This window comes from Deltaproteobacteria bacterium (assembly GCA_016210005.1).
In the GTDB taxonomy this organism is placed as follows: domain Bacteria; phylum Desulfobacterota; class Binatia; order HRBIN30; family JACQVA1; genus JACQVA1.
Genome location: JACQVA010000053.1, coordinates 1 through 17,842 on the forward strand (window position 1 = coordinate 1; position 17,842 = coordinate 17,842).

At 67.5% G+C, this 17,842-nt stretch carries 11 protein-coding genes; 5 read left to right on the forward strand and 6 right to left on the reverse strand.

The annotated features are described in order from the left end of the window. Positions 1-45: 45 nt before the first annotated feature. Positions 46-216, reverse strand: a complete 171-nt coding sequence (locus HY699_05855; protein ID MBI4515324.1) for a hypothetical protein — start codon at positions 214-216, stop codon at positions 46-48. Between the two features lie 475 nt (positions 217-691). On the opposite strand from HY699_05855, the gene HY699_05860 reads away from it, so the two are divergent. After that, positions 692-5,197 (forward strand): hypothetical protein, encoded by a 4,506-nt coding sequence (locus HY699_05860; protein MBI4515325.1) that lies wholly within the window; start codon positions 692-694, stop codon positions 5,195-5,197. A gap of 118 nt (positions 5,198-5,315) precedes the next feature. After that, the gene (locus HY699_05865; GenBank protein MBI4515326.1) at positions 5,316-7,316 is read left to right on the forward strand and encodes a molybdopterin-dependent oxidoreductase; all 2,001 of its coding nucleotides are present in this window, start codon (positions 5,316-5,318) and stop codon (positions 7,314-7,316) included. Positions 7,317-7,449: 133 nt separating this feature from the next. On the opposite strand, the gene HY699_05870 is transcribed toward HY699_05865, so the two are convergent. After that, entirely contained in the window at positions 7,450-7,722 is a 273-nt protein-coding gene (locus HY699_05870) for a hypothetical protein (GenBank protein ID MBI4515327.1), read from the reverse strand. A 3-nt stretch (positions 7,723-7,725) separates the two neighbouring features. Then, positions 7,726-9,375 (reverse strand): nitrite/sulfite reductase, encoded by a 1,650-nt coding sequence (locus tag HY699_05875; protein MBI4515328.1) that lies wholly within the window; start codon positions 9,373-9,375, stop codon positions 7,726-7,728. 191 nt (positions 9,376-9,566) lie between these two features. Between HY699_05875 and HY699_05880 the strand changes: the two genes are divergently transcribed. Beyond that, entirely contained in the window at positions 9,567-10,811 is a 1,245-nt protein-coding gene (locus HY699_05880) for a sulfotransferase (protein MBI4515329.1), read from the forward strand. Between the two features lie 8 nt (positions 10,812-10,819). On the opposite strand, the gene HY699_05885 is transcribed toward HY699_05880, so the two are convergent. After that, positions 10,820-11,695: a DMT family transporter gene (locus tag HY699_05885; protein MBI4515330.1), complete on the reverse strand. Its 876-nt coding sequence runs from the start codon at positions 11,693-11,695 to the stop codon at positions 10,820-10,822. 120 nt (positions 11,696-11,815) lie between these two features. Between HY699_05885 and HY699_05890 the strand changes: the two genes are divergently transcribed. Next, positions 11,816-12,295 (forward strand): archaeosortase/exosortase family protein, encoded by a 480-nt coding sequence (locus tag HY699_05890; protein ID MBI4515331.1) that lies wholly within the window; start codon positions 11,816-11,818, stop codon positions 12,293-12,295. Further along, entirely contained in the window at positions 12,292-12,861 is a 570-nt protein-coding gene (locus tag HY699_05895) for a hypothetical protein (GenBank protein ID MBI4515332.1), read from the forward strand. Before HY699_05890 ends, HY699_05895 begins: the two co-directional genes overlap by 4 nt. 54 nt (positions 12,862-12,915) lie before the next feature. Here the strand turns inward: HY699_05895 and HY699_05900 are convergent, their stop codons facing one another. Both HY699_05900 and HY699_05905 read right to left on the reverse strand, forming a co-directional pair. Then, entirely contained in the window at positions 12,916-14,199 is a 1,284-nt protein-coding gene (locus HY699_05900; GenBank protein ID MBI4515333.1) for an MFS transporter, read from the reverse strand. 96 nt (positions 14,200-14,295) lie between these two features. Beyond that, entirely contained in the window at positions 14,296-17,715 is a 3,420-nt protein-coding gene (locus tag HY699_05905; protein ID MBI4515334.1) for an AAA family ATPase, read from the reverse strand. Between the last annotated feature and the right edge of the window lie 127 nt (positions 17,716-17,842).

Below are 17,842 nucleotides of genomic sequence, written 5' to 3' on the forward strand. Positions count from 1 at the left end.
AAAACCAACCCCGCCGCTTCCACCACCGCCGTCACGCATGTACGTCTACCGCAATCCAACCTCCGTGTCCAGAGGCCACAAGTCGGGCAGGGTCAGCTCATAGGTGAGCACCGGGGTCGGCGGCGGCGGTAGCTCCACCCGTGGAGGCGGCGGCGTGCAGGCCGTTGACAAGAAGCCCGCAAGCAACACCACGCCCAAGCCCGTCGTTCGGTTCATACGGCGGCAACATTTCCACAGCGCCTGCGGTATCACAATCGGGCCGGCACGAGCACAGGTGGGGACCACGGGCGTAGGCTCCGGGCTTTCCCTCGCTCGCTTGTCGCGCCCGGAGTTGGCAGGCGCAGCCTGCCCTACTACTGACCCGAAACACGCCCGCTGTCCCTCAGCCATGTCCGGTAATTCCTGCCAAGTTTCATCCTTGAAGGGCCCACGTCGCAGACGCGGGGCATCGCTCTTCAGGAACAACTGACTTTGTCCGTGGAACTGCCGGCCCTGCCCGCTCACGCCAGACCGTTGGGATTTCTGTCGCCCTTTGTGCTACACGGCGCCGCACGGCAGGGTCTTGGTTCTCGCTTGTCAGTTCCTGGAGAAATCCCAGGGCGCCGGCCGATGGTGGACGATTCGAACCTGGGAGGGACGGCGAATGGGCTCCACGCGACGTGTTGCACTAATAGCTTCGGGGTTGTGCGTCATGGTCTGTCTTGGCGCGCCGGCGAGGCGGGCCGATGCCGGGCTCGTTGCGTGCTCGACCACCGACCTCGTCAACGCGGTGCAGGCCGCGGTGACGGCGGGCGGCGCCCAACCGATCGATCTGACTGCCGGATGCACCTACACGCTCAGCGCGATTCACACGGGCGCTGGATTCGTGAACGCGACGGGGCTGCCGTACATCGAAAACGGAACCAGTCCGGTCAACCTGATGATCAACGGGCACGGCGCCACTATTGCCCGCGATGCGGGGGCGCCGCAGTTTCGGTTTTTTCTGGTGTTCGCAGGGAATAGACTGGAACTGGCCAACCTGATGCTGAGCGGTGGCCGGGCGCCGGACAGCACCGTCGGCCAGGGCGGCGTCGGCGGTGCAATCGACAACTTCGGTACGGTGCTGCTGGCTTCCGTGACCTTGGTCGGGAACCGTGCTGGTGACGGTCTCAACCCGAGCGGAGCGGGCTTTGACGGCGGCTATGGCGGGGCTATCTACAACCACGATACCGGCGTTCTGTCGATCAGCAACTCGGCGATCAGCAACAACACGGCCGGCAACGGCGGCAACGGAATCGGTACTGCGATCGGCGGCGGTGGCGGCCAGGGCGGGGCGATCATCAACTTCGGTACGGCGGAGATCACCAGCGGCACGCTGAGCGGCAACAAGGCCGGAAACGGCGGGAGGGGCGGCACCGGCGCAAGCGGCGGGGTGGGAGGAGACGGCGGCGGCATCTACAATGTCGGCACGTTCACCATGTTTGGCAGCCTGGTGGCCAATAACACCGCCGGAAATGGGGGTGAGAGCGGTGGAGGTACGGGACCGCCCGGAGGATCGGGTGGGGGCATCGTCAACAACCAAGCCACGCTTACGATCACCGATTCCACCCTGCGGGACAACACTGCCGGCAATGGCGGGGCCAGCGCGTCGGTCGGCGGGCTCGGCGGTCACGGCGGCGGGATCTACAACCTCGGCGCGCTGACCGCCACTCGGATTGCGATCACCGGCAACACGGCCGGCACCGGCGGCAGCGGCCAGGTCGGCGGGCCGGGGGGAAACGGCGGCGGCCTGATGACGTCCTTCGGGACCGCGACGGTTGCGAACAGCACCGTCAGCTCGAATGTGGCCGGCAGCACCGGAAGCGGGGGCGCGTCGCTCGGTGGTGCCGGCGGCGGGATTCATGCGGCCGCGGCGACAAATTTGATCAATACCACCGTCGCCTTCAATACTGCGCCCTACCTGAGCGGCGGAGTCGCGCGGCAGAGTGCCACCGTGTCGCTGCGGAACACCATCGTCGCCGACAACACGGGCGGCAACTGCTCCGGCACGATCACCAATACCGGCAACAATCTGGACTCGGGTACAACCTGCAGCTTCGGATCGGCCAACGGATCGAAGAGCAGCGCGAATGCAAACCTCGGCGCACTGGAGGATGGAGCCCTGACTCGCTATCACCCGCTGCAAGTGCCCAGCGACGCGATCGATGCGGGCGATGACGCGACGTGCGCTGCCGCGCCGATCAGCGGTGTCGACCAGCGTCTCACCGTGCGCCCGCAAGGCGCGCACTGCGACATCGGCGCTTACGAGGCGGGTGCCGTACCGCCCACGACGGCCGCGTCCCCCACTCCAACCGAGACGACCACGGGCGCACCGACCGAGACGCCGACCCAATCACCAACCGGAACACCGACACCAGTGCCGCCATCCGCCTGCGCCGGCCCGTCGAATGGCCGCGTGAGCTGCTGGAAGGGTGACGGGAACCCTAACGACTCCATCGGCAGCAATCACGGTGCGCTGGCAGGCAACACAACGTATGCCGCGGGGATCGAAGGACAGGGGTTCAGCTTCGACGGCAGCAGCTCGGTGACGGTTCCCGACGCCCCCATCCTGAACTTCGCGCCGACTGCACCCATTACCGTCGCCATGTGGGTTTACCGCACCGGTGGCACCGGGATGAACATCTTCGGCAAACGTAATCTTTGCACGAACGGTCCGCACCCGGTCAACTACCACATCGGTTACAGCGACGGCAGTGGCCAGTTCGACGGCTTCTGGTGGGGCAGTCAGAACGACGTGGCGCTGCTACCGGCGAATCAAGCAAGCGTCGTCATGCCCCTGCCGCTCAACGCGTGGACGCATGTTGCCGGCACCTTCGACGGCACGACCTATGTCATCTACGTGAACGGTACGCCAGTCGCGTCGCGGACCGGGGTTCTCGGACCGACCACCTCCGATCCCCTTCGCATCGGAAGCGCAGGAACCTGCGCGGGTGGTTTCGTCGGCCGGCAGGACGAGATTCAGCTCTACAGCCGCGCTTTGTCTGCTGCGGAAATTGGGGCCATTTACGACGCCGTGCCGCCGTGCACCGGCGCGGAGGGTACATGGCTGGTGAACAACCACTCGTATCGAGTGGTCTGCGTGCGCGGGCGGCTCACTTGGGACGCGGCGAAGGCCGCGGCGGAAGCCCAGGGCGGCTATCTGGCAACCATCACATCTTCCGGGGAGAACGCCTTTGTCTTCAACCTCGCCGACAACCCAGACCTCTGGTACCGGAATCAATTCGGCGCTTCGATCGGCCCCTGGCTCGGTGGGGCGCAAGCGTCAGGTTCGCCCGAGCCAAGTGGCGGATGGGGGTGGGTGACGGACGAGCTGTTCGAGTTCACCGCGTGGAGCTCGGGCGAGCCGAACAACAGCGGCGGCACGGAGAACCGCCTGCACTACTACGGCTCGGGCGCGGCCAGCACGCCGAACTGGAATGACGTTTCGGACTTCGCGCTGACGCAAGGGTACGTCATCGAGTGGGGCGCGCCGACCTCCGCGTGCGAGCGCGGTCCCGTCAACTGGCCCGACAACGGGCACACGTACCAGGCGGTCTGTGCCCCGGACGGGATCACCTGGGACGCGGCCAAGACGGCGGCGGAGGCGCAGGGCGGCCACCTGGTGACGATCACCTCTGCGCAGGAGAACCAGTTTGTCTTCGATCTGGTCGACGCACCGGAGCTCTGGCTGTCGGCTGGAGTTGGTCCGAGTTCCGGGCCGTGGCTGGGCGGATATCAACCGCCGGGCTCGGTGGAGCCGGCCGGTGGCTTCCGCTGGGTGACCGACGAGCCGTTCGGTTACACCAACTGGGCACCCGGCGAGCCGAACGACTGGGCTGCCGGCGAGGACTACCTCATCTTCTGGAGCGTGTCGGGTCCCGGACGTAACTCGTTGTGGAACGATGCGAGTGTCTTCGGCGCGGGCGATCTCAGGAACGGCTACGTGATCGAGTGGAGCAACGGCGCGCCGCCGACGCCGAGCGTGACGACAACGGCGCTGGCAACGGAGACCGAGACGCCCACGGCCTCACCGCCGTCGGCGGAAACACCGACGAGCACGCCGGTGTCAACCGAGACGCCTACAACGACCGCGAGCGCGACGCCGACCGCGACCGGAGCGCCAACCGCATCGCCGACGACAACGGTAATGCTCACCCCGAGCGCTACCGCCACGCTCCCTATCACCGATACTCCGACCAGCACAGCGACCGTGACCCCCACGGACACGGCATCACCGACAGTGACTGAGCCTACGACGCCAACACCAACGCCGACGGTGACTGCGTCGCCGACAGCCGGCGCCGCGCCCTCCCCCACCGCCACTAGCTCGGCGACCGCGACCGGCACGCCGAGCCCGAGCCCCACCGGCACTCAATCGCACACGCCGACGCCGACACCGCTGGTGAGCCTAACGCCGACGCCCACCACCGAGCTGGCGCAGATCAAGGGGCGCGTGCGCAAACCGGGACCCCGCGGCAGCGGCGGCCTGGTGCCCGCTGCCGGCGTGACGGTCGAGGTCTTCTTCTGCAGCGCGCAGACAAGGAGGACGTGCCTGGCCACGCTCGGCGAGCCGGCCGGTAGCGCCGTCACCGGCGCGGAGGGACGCTTCGAGATTCTGGTTCCGGCGGCAGTCGCGGAGGGCAAGCTGCTGGTGATCGTCGCCTCCATCGAAGAGGGCGACATCAACGTGCGCGTTCGTTCACTGGTGCCGCGCCGCCGTGAAGAGGGCACAGCGGCGCACAGCGGGCGCGCGCCGGCGGCCGAGGAGAGCACAACCGATCCCGTGTCCGAGGCCGCTGTCCGGCTTCTCGACGAGCAGGGGCTAGAGCACTACAGCGACGACGGCATCGAAGCCGTGCTCAGCGCAGTGGCAGCGGCAAACCCCGCCAGCAGCTTCGAGGAGATGACCATGGCACAGGCGGCTGAGTTCGCCGAGAGCACGGCGGCAAGCGACCCGGCAACCCAAGCGGCGCTGGCGGCGAAGATTCCCAGTTGCGTCGGTGACTGCGACGGTGACAGCGAAGTCACCGTCGACGAGCTGATCCGCGGCGTCAACATCGCCTTGGGCAGCGTGGACCTGGAGGTATGCCCGAGCTTCGACACCGACAGCGACAACGAGGTGACCATCGACGAGTTGATTCAGGCCGTGAATTATGCCCTCGGCAGCTGCCCGGGTTAACGCGCGCGGCCACACGCGTTCGCCCGGCCGGCGCGGTTGTGGCTCGCGCCGCCGGCCCTTCGTTCGTGGAGACGCGGGCTCTCCCAATATCGCACGCAGTTCGTTATCGTGCGCCGCGATGAAGATGACTGCCGATTCGGTCTGCCCACTTGATTGCCCCGACACGTGCAGCTTGTCCGTCACGCTGGAGGACGGGCGCATAACCGCCATCGACGGCTCCGGGCGCAATCCGCTGACGGACGGCTTCATTTGCGCCAAAGTGCGGCGCTATCACGAGCGGGTATACTCACCCTTGCGGCTGCTCTATCCCCAGCGCCGCGTCGGAGCCAAAGGCGAGGGCCGTTTTACCCGCATCAGCTGGGACGAGGCGATCGCGCTGATTGCCGAGCGCTTCAAGCACATCGTCGCCGAAGACGGCGCAGAGGCGATCCTACCCTACCACTACGGCGGCTCGAACGGCGTCTTCGGCGACAACGGCGCCGACGCGCGCTTCTTCAACCGCTTGGGGGCCTCGGAATTACTCAAGACACTGTGCGCGGCCCCGACCGGCGCGGTCTATCGCGCCATGTACGGCAACATGGGTGGGGTACCGCCCGAAGACTATCGCCTGGCCCGCTGCATCATCCTATGGGGCGTGAACCCGTCCGCCACCAGCATTCACCTCGTGCCGCATCTCAACGCCGCGCGCCGGGCCGGGGCCTTCGTGGCCGTGATCGATCCGCGGCGTACACCGCCGGCGCGCCGCGCCGACCTGCACCTGCCGCTGCTGCCGGGTACCGATGCCGTGCTGGCGCTGGCATTGATCAACGAGTTGGTTCGCAGCCACCGCGTAGATCGCGCCTTCATCGACCAGCACGTCAACGGCTTCGAGGAGTTGGCGCGCGCCGCGGCGGCGTACCCACTGGCGCGCGCTGCGGAGATCTGCCAGGTGCCGGAGCAAGATATCGCCGCCCTGGCCGACGCCTTCAGCGCTGCCTCCCCGGCCGTGATCCGTTGCGGTTGGGGAGTCGAGCGCACCCGTAACGCCGGCAACGCCGTGCGCGCGATCTTCGCTCTGCCGGCAGTTGCCGGTAAGTTCGGCGTGCGCGGCGGTGGCCTCACTATGAGCCTCAGCCGCCCCTACCCCGTCAACGGCGCCGCGCTGGCCCGCGCGGATTTGCGTCCTCACCCGGTGCGCGAAATCAACATGTCGCAGCTCGGCCGCGTACTGACCGAGCCGCTGGCACCGCCGGTGCGCGCGCTGTTCGTCTACAACGCCAACCCGGTGGCGATGACGCCGAATCAGAATCTGGTCGTGCGCGGCCTACAGCGCGAAGATCTGTTCACGGTGGTGCACGAACAGGTGCTGACCGATACCGCGCGCTTTGCCGACGTGCTGCTGCCCGCCACCACCGTCTTCGAGACCAGCGAGCTGCACAAGTCCTACGGCCATTTTTACCTGCAGTACTCCTCTCCCGTCATCGCGCCGGTGGGCGAGTCGCTCAGTAACCCCGAGCTGTTCGCGCGCTTGGCGTGCGCGATGGGCTTCGAGGAACCCGCCTGCCGGGCAACCACCGACGAGCTGCTGGCAGCTGCCATGGACTTCGATCACAGCCGCATCGGCGGCATGAGCACGGAGCAGCTGCGGCGCGAGAAAGTCGCCGCGCTCCACTTCAATCAGGGCACCGAGCTGGTCCAGTTCGCCACCACCCACCCGACCACGCCGAGCGGCAAGATCGAGCTGTGTCCGCCCGAGCTGGGCCCACCGGCCTATGCCCCGTTGCCCGCGACCCATCCGCTGATATGCATCAGTCCGGCGACGGATAAGACCATCAACTCGACGTTTGGTGAATTCAATCTACCGGCCGGCAAGCTGACCATGCATCCGGCCGACGCCCAGCTTCGCGGCCTCGGTAATGGCGATCGGGTACGAGTGTTCAACGATCTCGGCGAGGTGCAAGTGACGCTGATCGTAAGCCACGAGGTGCGCCCCGGCGTGGTCAGCCTGCCCAAGGGGCTGTGGTGTGCTAGCACCTTCAACGGCGCCACCGCCGCGGCGCTGGCGCCGGACCACGTCACCGACATCGCCGGCGGCGGCTGTTACAACGACGCCCGCGTCGAGGTCGCCGCCGTGGGTTGAGCGGCCGGCCGCCGGCGATCGAGCCCTGGACTTGCCGGCCCGCACGCCAGCGCCGGGGGCTAGTTGCCGCAGTGCGGAGATCGTCCAAATCCGAGCACTGCCGTCAAAACGGAAGAACGACCGCCCGGGCCAGCTAGTTCAGGATCTTCATCACGCTGATGCGCAGGCCGCTCGAGGTCCAGCTGACGTCGTAGGCAACTTCCGTGGCAATGTGGAGATCATCGAAGCGGCGCTTGTCGCCGAGCACGACGACATGGGCAAAGGCGAACGGGATCTCGCGGCCGGTACTGTACGATTGCACAACCCCGGACTGGCGTCCGGAAGAGAGCCGCACGATGCGCCCGCGGTAAAATTGATCCGCGGGCGCGCTCGCAGCTGGCGGGGCCGGCCGGTCTTGGTTATCCACGGCTCAGTGCACCACGGCGGCGGCGGCGCGCGCGACGTCGTTGACGCGGTTCAGACCGACCCGCCGCACGAAATCCGGGAAGCGCTCTCCCGGGCTGCGCTCGCGCTGGTAGCAGGCCGCCAGTGCCGCTACCACCTTGGGGGCCTCGCTGGCGGGGAAGCGCCCGGTCAGGCGCTGCCCGATGGCGGCAGTGTCCTCGCCGACGCTACCACCGACGAGAATCGAATAATGCGGCTGGTCGTTGCCCTCGTCGCCCTTGAGCGTCATGCCGGTGAGGCCGATGTCGCCGATATGATGCTGGCCGCAAGAGTTGGGGCAGCCGCTGATCTTGATGCGGAAGACCCCGAGCCGTTCCACCTCACCATTGCTGGCTTCGAGATGGCGCCGGATCTGGCTGGCCAGCCCCATCGATCGGCTCATCGCCAGACTGCAAAAATCCGCGCCCGGACAGGCGGTCACGTCGGTTATGTGCAAAGCGTCGGCGGCAGCCAACCGCAGCGCCCGCAAGCCCTGGTGCACCGCCGCGATGCGGTTGCCCGGCACCCAAGGGATCAGGAAATTCTGGTCGTTGGTGGTGCGCAGCACGCCGTTGCCGTGCTCACGCGCCAGGGCGGCAAGCCCGCGTAGCTGCTCCGTGGTGGCATCGCCCAGCGGCAGCTGCACCATCACTCCATAGTACCCGGCTTGCTTCTGCGCGTAGGCGTTGGTCCGCAGCCAGTGGGCTAACTCCGGATCATCGCACGGCGGCAGCGGCGCCGGCGCATTGAGCGGCTCGGGCTGGCGCGCACCGGCCACGGTGTCCGCCAGCTCGGCCCGCAGCGCTTCGCCCAATTGGGCGGAGACGCGCTCGTACTCGCGGCGAGCCTCCTCGGCGAATCGCTCAACGCCCCACCGCCGCACCACGTACTTCAGCCGGGCCTTGTGCCGGTTCTTGCGCTCGCCGTAACGGTGGTGCATCCGCACCAGGGTTTCGGCCACCAGCAACGTGTCCGCCACCGGCACGAAGTCCCACAGCGGCTGCGCCAGGTAGGGCTGCGCCGCCAGGCCGCCACCGGCATAGATCGAGAAACCCGGCTGGCCGTCGCGCAGGTGGGGGAAGTAGGCGATGTCATTCACCCGCGCCTGCACACAGTCCGACTCGCAACCCGAGACGCCGATCTTGAACTTGCGCGGCAACGTCAGATTGAGCGGGTTGAAGAGGAAGTAATCGTGCAGCGCCAGCAAATACGGCGTGACATCGAACGGCTCGCTCGGCCAGGTGCCGGCATGGATGCAGCCGGTGATGTTGCGCACGCTATCGGAGCAGGCGCCGCGCGTGGTGATGCCGGCGCTGTGCAGCCGCTCGTACATGTCCATGATGTTGGCCAGCTCGACCCAGTGAATCTGGATGTCCTGCCGGGTGGTGACGTGGGCCACGCCGCGGCCGTAGTCGTCGGTGAGGGCGGCGATGCACTCGGCCTGGGCCGCGGTGAGTAGGCCGCCGGGCAGCTTGATGCGCTGCATGTGGCTGGTGTGGTCGAGCTGGTAGTACAGGCCGTAGCTCAAGCGGATCGGCCGGAACTCATCGCCGGTCAGCAGACCTTGGCGATAGCGGGACACGCGCTCGCCATGTCCCCGCAAGGCGGCGCGCAAGTCTGCGTCAGTTGGTTTCATATAACTTACCTCCCCGAACCGATTCGGAGGAGTGGAAATGCCTCCATTTTCGTGGCTGTCGGGCAGCGCCTGCCCGCACCGTCAGCTTTACCCTCAACGCCAGGCAATGGCAACGCAGCCGCGCCGGTGCGGCCGCGGCCGCTAGCTTGACGCAGTTGACTTCGAGGCCTGCGCGGGTCAAGTCAGCCGGCATGTTTACCGCGCCGCCGGCTTCGCCCGCTGACCATGGCCTGCCGTGGCCTGTGCGCGCCTTCAACTTTGCGGCACAGCCGCTCGCCCGCTCGTGGCTGCGGCTCGAGGCCGACGATCTGCTTAGGCGAGCGCGCGCCCGGGCTGGCCTCGATGACTTCGGCGGCAACGCCTTCGAGACCCCGCTGCGCATCCTCGTTGCAGCGCTGGAAAGCGAGGCGGGGCTGCACCCGCTCGGCCGCGTTGCTCAACGCAGCCAAATCCTCGACCTGCTGGTAATGCGGCTGCGCGTGCAGGACTTGCTCGCGCGGCGCCCCGAAATTCGCGCCGAGCGCATCGACAGGCCGATTGTCATCCTCGGGCTGCCGCGCACCGGCACCACGTTGTTGCACCGCTTGCTCGCCCGCGACGCCGGGCTGCGTTCGCTGCCGTTCTGGGAAGGCATCGCCCCGTTGCCCGACGGCGACGCCACGCGGCCGGCTGATCCCGCTCCGCGCATTCGCCGCGCCGAGCAGCGACTGCGCTTCCTCTACTGGTGTGTGCCGCAGATGCGGGCGATGCACGAAATCGAGGCGCAAGAGCCGGAGGAAGAGCTCACCTTGCTCGCCTTCGACTTCGCCACGCTGATGTTCGAGGCGATGGCGTGCTTGCCGAGCTATCGCGAGTGGTACGACAGCGCCGACCTCACTGCCAGTTATGGCTTCCTGCGCACCCTGCTGCAAGTGCTGCAGTGGTACCGCCGGGGCGAGCGCTGGCTGCTCAAGTCACCGCAGCATCTCGGGCAGCTCGGGCCGCTGCTCTCCGCTTTCCCCGACGCCACCATCGTGCAGACGCACCGCGATCCGGTGACCGTGACCGCCTCGGTGTGCAACATGATCGCCTACGGCGCCCGCATGAGCCTGGCGCGGCCGCAGCCGGCGGCCATCGCCCGCTACTGGGCCGCCCGCGTCGAGACGCTGCTGCGGCGCAGCCGCGAGCGGCCGGCAGCCCACGCGCGCCAGTTCGTCGACGTGCAGTTCGGCGAGCTGATGGCCGATCCGCTGGCGATCGTGCGGCGCATCTATGCCGCCGCCGAGCGCGAGTTGACGCCCTCAGCCGAAGCCGCCATGCGCGCCTACCTCGCCGCCAACCCGCGCGGCAAACATGGCGCGCACAGCTACCGCCTCGAAAGCCTCGGGCTCGATCCCGCCGAGCGCCGCGCGGCACTGCGCGACTACCAGCAGCGTTTCCAGGTGCCCGACGAGTGATTCCAGCGCTACTGGCGGCCAGCGGCTAGCGCGATGGCTGCCAGCATGAAAGCGGCGCCTAATAGGGTGTGGCGGCTGAGATGTTCGCCCAACCACAGCGCTTCCAGCGCCGCCGCGGTGACCACACTGGTGGTGGCGGCCAGGCTGGCTTGTGTCGCCGCAGTAAAACCGAGGCCGTAGTGCAGTAGTATTTGGCCACAAACGGAGGTGATGACGACGCCGGTCAGGGCGAGCAGCAAGCCCGGCGAAAGCGCCGGCGCATCGAGCAATAGTGCCGGCGCGGTGCAGGCCACCCCTACGGCCATGAAGTAGGTGGTTATCAGCCAAGCACTCTCGGTGCCCCGCAGCTGGCGCGCGGTGGCCACGGCGCCGCCCGAGAGCACCGCCGCGCCGAGGGCGCTGAGGCCGCCGGCCAGCACTCCCGGGCTGATCTCGGCACTCGGGCCGATGATGATCACCACCCCGATCAGGTTGAGCGCCAGCGCCACGCCCAGCACTGCGGCGAAGCGCTCGCCCAGCAAGGTGGTGGCGAAGAGGGCTGTGAATACCGGGTAGGTACACTGGAGCAAGGTGGCAAAGCCCGCACCGGCACCCTGGATGCCGCGATAGTACAGCAGAATCGCCGAGGCGCCGAGCAGGCCGCGCAGCAGCACCCGGCTGAGCGCGGCCGCCTGGGGCCGCAACCGGCGCCCGCGCCTCAGCAGCAGCAGAACCAGCAGTGAACCGGCGAAACGCACAAAGGCGATCTGTGAGGCGGCCAGATCGCGAGCCGCCACGCGCACGCACACCGCCATCGCGCCGAACAGGAACGACGCCAGCAAGATCACGCCCAGGCCGCGCACGATGACGGCCTGACGATCCAGCGGCGGCTCGACCCGCACCATCGCGGCTAGCACTGGCTGACGGCTGGGTTGCAGTCAATGCGGGCAATTCCACGAAGGTCGCCGGCGCCGCCGCCGGCGCCGGTCTTGTCAACGGTGGCAGTGGCGCTTTATGCTTAGGCCATGCGCCGGCCGATGATTCGCTTCACCGCCCTCTTCTTCCTCTTCCTGCTCGGCTTCAGCGCCCTGAGCGCGGCGACGGCACTCCAGAATCATCTCCACCGGCTCGAAAACGCGATTGCGGCGGCCGCGGCCGGGCTGGCGCACCTAGTCGGGAGCAGCGCGATGGTGAGCGACAACCTCATCGCCGTGCGCGGGCTGACCTTGAACATCAACCACGAATGCACCGGCGTCTTCGTGCTGTTTGTGCTGATCAGCTTCATTGCAGCCTATCCCGCCCGCTTGCCGGCGCAAGTGTCCGGCATTGTGGTCGGCGTGGCGGTGCTGACACTGATCAACGTGATCCGCATCGCCACCCTGGTGCGCTTGGTTGAGTTCGAGCCGCGCGCCTTCGAGTACTTTCACGAGTACGTCTGGCAGGGGGCTTTTCTCATGCTGGTGACGCTTTACGCCATGACCTGGGTGGAGTGGGTGCGCCGGTGAAGTGGCGTTTCGCCGCGATCTTCTTGCTGGCTTTTGCGCTGCTGCAGGCGCTGTGGTGGGCGAACGACTGCGCCAGCCGGTTTCGCCTCGCCGTTTTGGCCACCGCGCAAGTGGTGAGCCCGATCGTGAACGGGTGGTGGTTGGAGTACGACCCGCCGGGCAAAGCCGGCGAGGCGGTCTTTCGCGCCGGCGATCGCAAGCTCCACCTGCTGTTGCAGTTGCCGGCTTTGTCGATGGGGCTGGTGCCGTTCCTGGCCTTGGTGCTGGCCACACCCGGGCTGGGCATAAAGCGGGCGGCGGTTGCCGGCGCGGCCGGCGGCGTTCTTTACCTGCTCATCGACGTCGCGGTGGTGCTCGCCTATCCGCTGATCATGGATCGGCCCAACGCGCTGAAGGACACGCTCGGGGTATTCTCCGGCCTGATGGCTTTCGTAGTCGCGCCGCTGGGGTTGTGGTTCGCGCTGACCTATTCCACGCTGCGCTCGCTGTGGGGGCTCAGCCCGCTGCCACCGCTGAGCCCACCACGGCCCGCGCGGCCTCCTGCTCGCGGCCGGCGCCGGGCTTGACGAAGTTCTGGCTAAAGGCCAACGGCGAGCCTTTACGATTATCGAGCTTTCATCTCACCCAACGCCCAACGCCTTCTCACGCTGAGTTTCCTCCGGCGCTTTGAGCGCCCGAAAGCCCCGGTACAGTGCTAGGTCGTAGACGATCTTCAGCCCACCGGACAGGAAGAACGGCAGGCTGATCAGCGCCGGGTTCGCCAGCAGTGGGCCGACGCACAGGGGCGCCAGCGAGGCGCCGATGGTGCGGGCGATGCCTGTCAGACCAGAAGCCGTCGAGCGTTCGTCGGGCTCGACCACCGCCATCGTGTAAGATTGGCGCGTCGGCACGTCCATCTGTGAGATGCTGAAACGCAGCAGCAGGACGCCGATGGCGAGTTCCAAGTTGGGCATCAGCGGCACCAGCATCAGCAAGATGTTCGAGGGCAGGTGGGTGAACACCATGGTGTTGACGAGGCCGATGCGTTGGGCCACCCAGGCGGCGCTCAAGGCGGACAGGCCGGCGAGAAGGTTCGCGCCGAAGAAGATGCCGCCCAACATCGCCGGCTCCACCCCGAAGCGAAGATTGAACCAGTACGCCACCAGGCTCTGAATCACGAAACCGCCGGCAAAGGCGTCGAGCGAAAAGAGCGCGGCCAGGCGGAAGACCACGCCGCGGGAGCGATGCAAACCGAGCGACAAGCGGGCGGTTGCAGCCGCGGCGCTGGCCGGGGCTTCGGCCGCGGGCGAGAGGCGGGTGAACAAGCCGGCCAGAATCAAGCCCATGGCAGCGTAGCCGACAACCACCACGCGATAGCTCGCCAGCGCCGGCATTCCCGCACTTTGCAGCACCTGCGCCAACCCGCCGCCGGCCAGCGCGCCTAACGCCGTGGCAAACGATCCGACCAGGTTGTACCAGGCAAAGGTCTGCGTGCGCCGTTGGGCGGAGATCGTCTGCGACAGGGCGGCCTGCTCAATCGGCAAGAACGGACCGACTTCGTTGCCGCCCGGACTGATGACACCTATGGTGGCGGCAGCTAACAGCAGGAGGAAGTTGCCCGTAAGTGCGAAGACCACGCCGGCGAAGACCATCAAAACCGAGCCCGCCAGCAGCATCCGGCGCCGCCCCACCCGGTCGGCGTTGGTGGTGATCCACAGCGAGATGGCGGTATCGCCGATCAGCGTCAGGCTGAGCAGCAACCCGATCCGCACCTCGTTGAGGCCGAGCTGAGCCAGGTAGAGCGCCAACACCACTGACAAGAAGCCGTAAGCAAACAGGCGGGCGATACGGGTAGCGAAGAGCAGCCGGCCGTCCCGAGTCAGTGTTCGCAGCACGCCAGCAGATCGAGCCGGTGGGGCCTGCATGTCAGCCGTCCTTGTCTTCCGGTCCGTCGTTAGCAACCGGGCTTTGCGCGCGCGGGCGCATTGCCGTGCCCCCCGTAACCCAACGCTGGTTTCGGATCAGGCACTTGCTTCAGCGCCGCTGCCGGCGCCGACCGCCGCCAGCAATTGCTCGGCTCGTTGGCGATAACGGACCAAGCCGACTTCGCGGCAGAGGGCCAGGGCTTGTTGGCCGTGCCGTGCCGCGGTGGCGTGATCACCTTGCTCTCGGGCGAGCTCGCCGGCGCCAATGCTCGCCAGCGCTAGCGTCGAGCGCGTCCCTATGGCCTGGGCCAAGCGGATGGCCTCATCGTACCAACGGGCGGCCTCCTGCCAGTATGCGGGGCCAAGGCAGCGCATGACTTCACCGAGGGCGGTGGCGCACAGCGCCAGTCGCAGCTGCCCGCCGGAGTGAGTGTAGGCCGACTCGGCCAGGTGCCGGGCACGCTTGAGCTCACCGCTGGCCAGGTAGGCGTCGATGGCCAAGTGGCTCTTCAACGCCAGATCGCCGAGCGCGGTGAGGCGCTGCTCGATGAGATCGAGATAGCGCGGCACCGCCACGCTCTCGCCCACTGCTAGGCGCGCTCCCAGGGCGACGATGGCGGCGGAGCGGATCGCCGCCACGTTGCCGATCGCCTGGGCGACCTCCAGCGCTTGATCGGCCCAGCGCTTGGCCTCAGCATACTCGGCGCGGGCGAAGTGAGTGAGGGCAAGTGTACCCGCGCACATACTTTGGACCGTACGGTTGGACGCCTGCACTGCCAGCTCATAAGTCTCCGTCGCTTCGCTGCCGGCTTGCGGCAGGTCATCGGAGAAATAGCGGACCACCGAACGCATGGAGTGCGCTCCGAGACGCAGATCCGAAAGCTGGTGCGCGTGTTCGCAGCGCTCCAGGTCGCTGACCAGCCGCACGAAGGTCTCCCGGGCCAGCGCCAGGCGCCCCTCCAGGAGGTAGCTCCAAGCCAGCGCGCGCGAGATGTTGATCGCCGCGAGAGTGAGCCCCGCGCCTTGGGCGACCGCCAAGCCCTGCTCGACCAATGCCAGGCCGTGGGCGAAGCGCTCGCGGGCGCCGCTCATTACGATCATGCCGTGATAGGTATCGAAGCCGGCGACGGCCTCGGCGTCGGCTAGGGCTTCGGCCAGCTCGCGGCCACGCTGCGCCACCCGCTCGCTTTGCGGTTCGTCGGACGAGCCGTAAATCACCGTCATGCGGCAGAGCGAGAGGGCGGCATCGGCGGCAACGCGGCGCAGCGGTTCATCCGGGTCCTGGGCTGCGCGCACGGCCGCGTCGGCCAGCTCCCAGGCCCGGCGATAGAGGTCGGCGGCAGCGGGATAGAAGGGTAGTTGCTCGGCCCGGCGGGCGGCGCGCAGCAGCGCCCCGATGGCCTTGTCGCGGCTGTCGCTGCGCGCGAAGTGATGTGCCAGCAGGGCCGAGTGCTCCGCGCTCGTGTCATCGGCTTGCGCTTCCAGCAACAGGCCGATGCGCTCGTGTAGCTGCCGGCGTTCCTTGAGCAGCAAGCTCTCGTACGCAACTTCCTGGGTCAGACTCTCGCCAAAGCGGAACTCGTCATCCGCCATCGCCGTCTTGCGGTGAATCACGCCGCGGCGTTCGAGCTCCTCGAGCTGCGCTGCGACGTTGATGCCCTCGCTGTCAAGCACCCGGATGAGCTGCGAGCCGCGGAACTGCCGCCCGAACACGGCGGCCACCTGCAACACCCGCTTGGCGTCGGGCCCGAAGCGGTCGACGCGCGCCCCGATGACCTCTTCGACCGTGCCCGGGATGCGGATCTGCTCGGCCGGCCGCGCCAGCCGCAGGTGGCTGTTATCGCGCACCAGGTCGCCTTCCTCGATCAGCGCGCGGGTGATCTCCTCGGCGAAGAACGGGTTGCCCTCGGCTTTCGTGCGGATCAGCTGTTCGAGTTCACTCGGCAGCACCCCGCCGGCGACGGCGCGGATGATCGCCGTGATGTCGTTGTCGGAGAGGCTGCGCAGGTTGAGCTGAGTGAAGGCGGCGTGGGTGCGCCAGGCCGGCTGATAGTCCGGCCGATGGCTGACCACCAGCATGACCCGGGCGCTTTGGATGCGGGTGACCGCCAGTTCGAGCATCTCGCGCGAGGCCTCATCGATCCAATGGAGATCCTCGAACAGAATGAAGACGGGAGCCTGCTGGCTGAGGCGCCCGACCAGCTCGGCTACGGCTTCAAACGTCGCCCGCTTCAGTTCATCCGCCGGCAGATCGGCCAACTCGCCGGCCGGCACCGACATCAGGCGGCAGAGGTAGGGATAGAGGCGGTCGAGCCGAGCGTCCCACGGGCGCACATGTTGTCCCACCTTGTCACAGGCACAATCCGGCGTCTCTCCCGCGGCCAGGCCGAAATACTGCCGCAGCATGCTGATCCAAGGCGCATACGGCTGCAGTTGCGCCATCGAGGAGCAGTGGGCCTCGAAAAAGACCACCTCTTCGCGCGCCGCCAACTGGCGCTTGAACTCGTAGAGCAGGCGGGACTTGCCGCTCCCGGCGTCGCCGACCACGGCAACGACTTGCGCCAGGTGGCTGTCCAGGCGCTCGGCACAGGCGAGCAGTTGCGCCAGTTCGCCGGTGCGTCCGGCAAAGGGGGTAAGCCCGCGCGCCGCCGCGATGGCCATAGGTGTGGCCGCGTCCGTCAGACCGATGACCTCGTGGGCCGCCACCGGCTCGCGCTTGCCTTTGACCTCGAAGGTGCCGGCCGGCCGCGACTGGAAGAAGCCGCGCACCCGGCGATGGGTGGCAGCGCTGACGAGAATAGCACCGGGGGCAGCCAGCGCTTGCAGCCGCGCCGCCAAGTTGGTGGTGTCGCCGATCGCGGTGTAGTCCATCTTGAGGTCGTTGCCGACGGTCCCAACCACGACCGGGCCGGTGTTGATGCCGATACGGGCGCGCAACTCACAGCCGGCTGCCGATTGGCGCGTGGCGTTGAAGTTGGCGAGGGCATGCTGAATCGCCAGTGCCGCCCGCACCGCCCGTTGCGGGGCATCTTCGTGGGCAATCGGTGCGCCGAACAGGGCCATCATACCGTCGCCGGCAAGCTGGTTGACGATGCCGTCGAAGCGGTAAATCTCACCGAAGGCGAGCGCGAGGTACTGTTCGAGCAAGTCGTGGTACTCCTCCGGATCCATGCGCTCCGCGATTGCCGTCGAGCCGACAAGATCGCAGAACAGCACGGTGACCAGCTTGCGCTCTCCTGCGATGGCAGCCGTATTGGCGCGGATCTTCTGCGCCAGCTCTTCGGGCACGCCTTGCGCCAAACGCGCCCAGCGATCGCCGCGCTCGACGACTGAGGGCTCGGCAGCGGCAACGCTGGGGTTCTCCTCGCCCAGGCGAAAGCCGCAGTCGGGGCAGAAATGAAACTCCGGGGCGACGCTGCTGCCGCATTGCGGGCAAGTGCGAACGACGCGGGCCCCGCAGGCGTGACAGAATTGCTTGCCGGCGATGAGTTCAGTGCCGCACTGACCGCAGCGCATGGGCCAACTCTTGTCCCCCTGGCGGCGCGCAGTCAAGCCAGGGGCCGGGGAGTGCTCGGCTTTCTTTTCTGCTGATTGCACTGTTGCCGTCTTGATTCAGCTGAGGGTCGCGCACAACCAGGCGCCG

Excerpts from the sequence above, each read along its gene's own strand:
- HY699_05855 (MBI4515324.1), bottom strand. The coding sequence starts at position 216 with ATGAACCGAACGACGGGCTTGGGCGTGGTGTTGCTTGCGGGCTTCTTG.
- HY699_05860 (MBI4515325.1), top strand. The coding sequence starts at position 692 with ATGGTCTGTCTTGGCGCGCCGGCGAGGCGGGCCGATGCCGGGCTCGTT.
- HY699_05865 (MBI4515326.1), top strand. The coding sequence starts at position 5,316 with ATGAAGATGACTGCCGATTCGGTCTGCCCACTTGATTGCCCCGACACG.
- HY699_05875 (MBI4515328.1), bottom strand. The coding sequence starts at position 9,375 with ATGAAACCAACTGACGCAGACTTGCGCGCCGCCTTGCGGGGACATGGC.
- HY699_05880 (MBI4515329.1), top strand. The coding sequence starts at position 9,567 with ATGTTTACCGCGCCGCCGGCTTCGCCCGCTGACCATGGCCTGCCGTGG.
- HY699_05885 (MBI4515330.1), bottom strand. The coding sequence starts at position 11,695 with ATGGTGCGGGTCGAGCCGCCGCTGGATCGTCAGGCCGTCATCGTGCGC.
- HY699_05890 (MBI4515331.1), top strand. The coding sequence starts at position 11,816 with ATGCGCCGGCCGATGATTCGCTTCACCGCCCTCTTCTTCCTCTTCCTG.
- HY699_05900 (MBI4515333.1), bottom strand. The coding sequence starts at position 14,199 with ATGCAGGCCCCACCGGCTCGATCTGCTGGCGTGCTGCGAACACTGACT.
- HY699_05905 (MBI4515334.1), bottom strand. The coding sequence starts at position 17,715 with ATGCGCTGCGGTCAGTGCGGCACTGAACTCATCGCCGGCAAGCAATTC.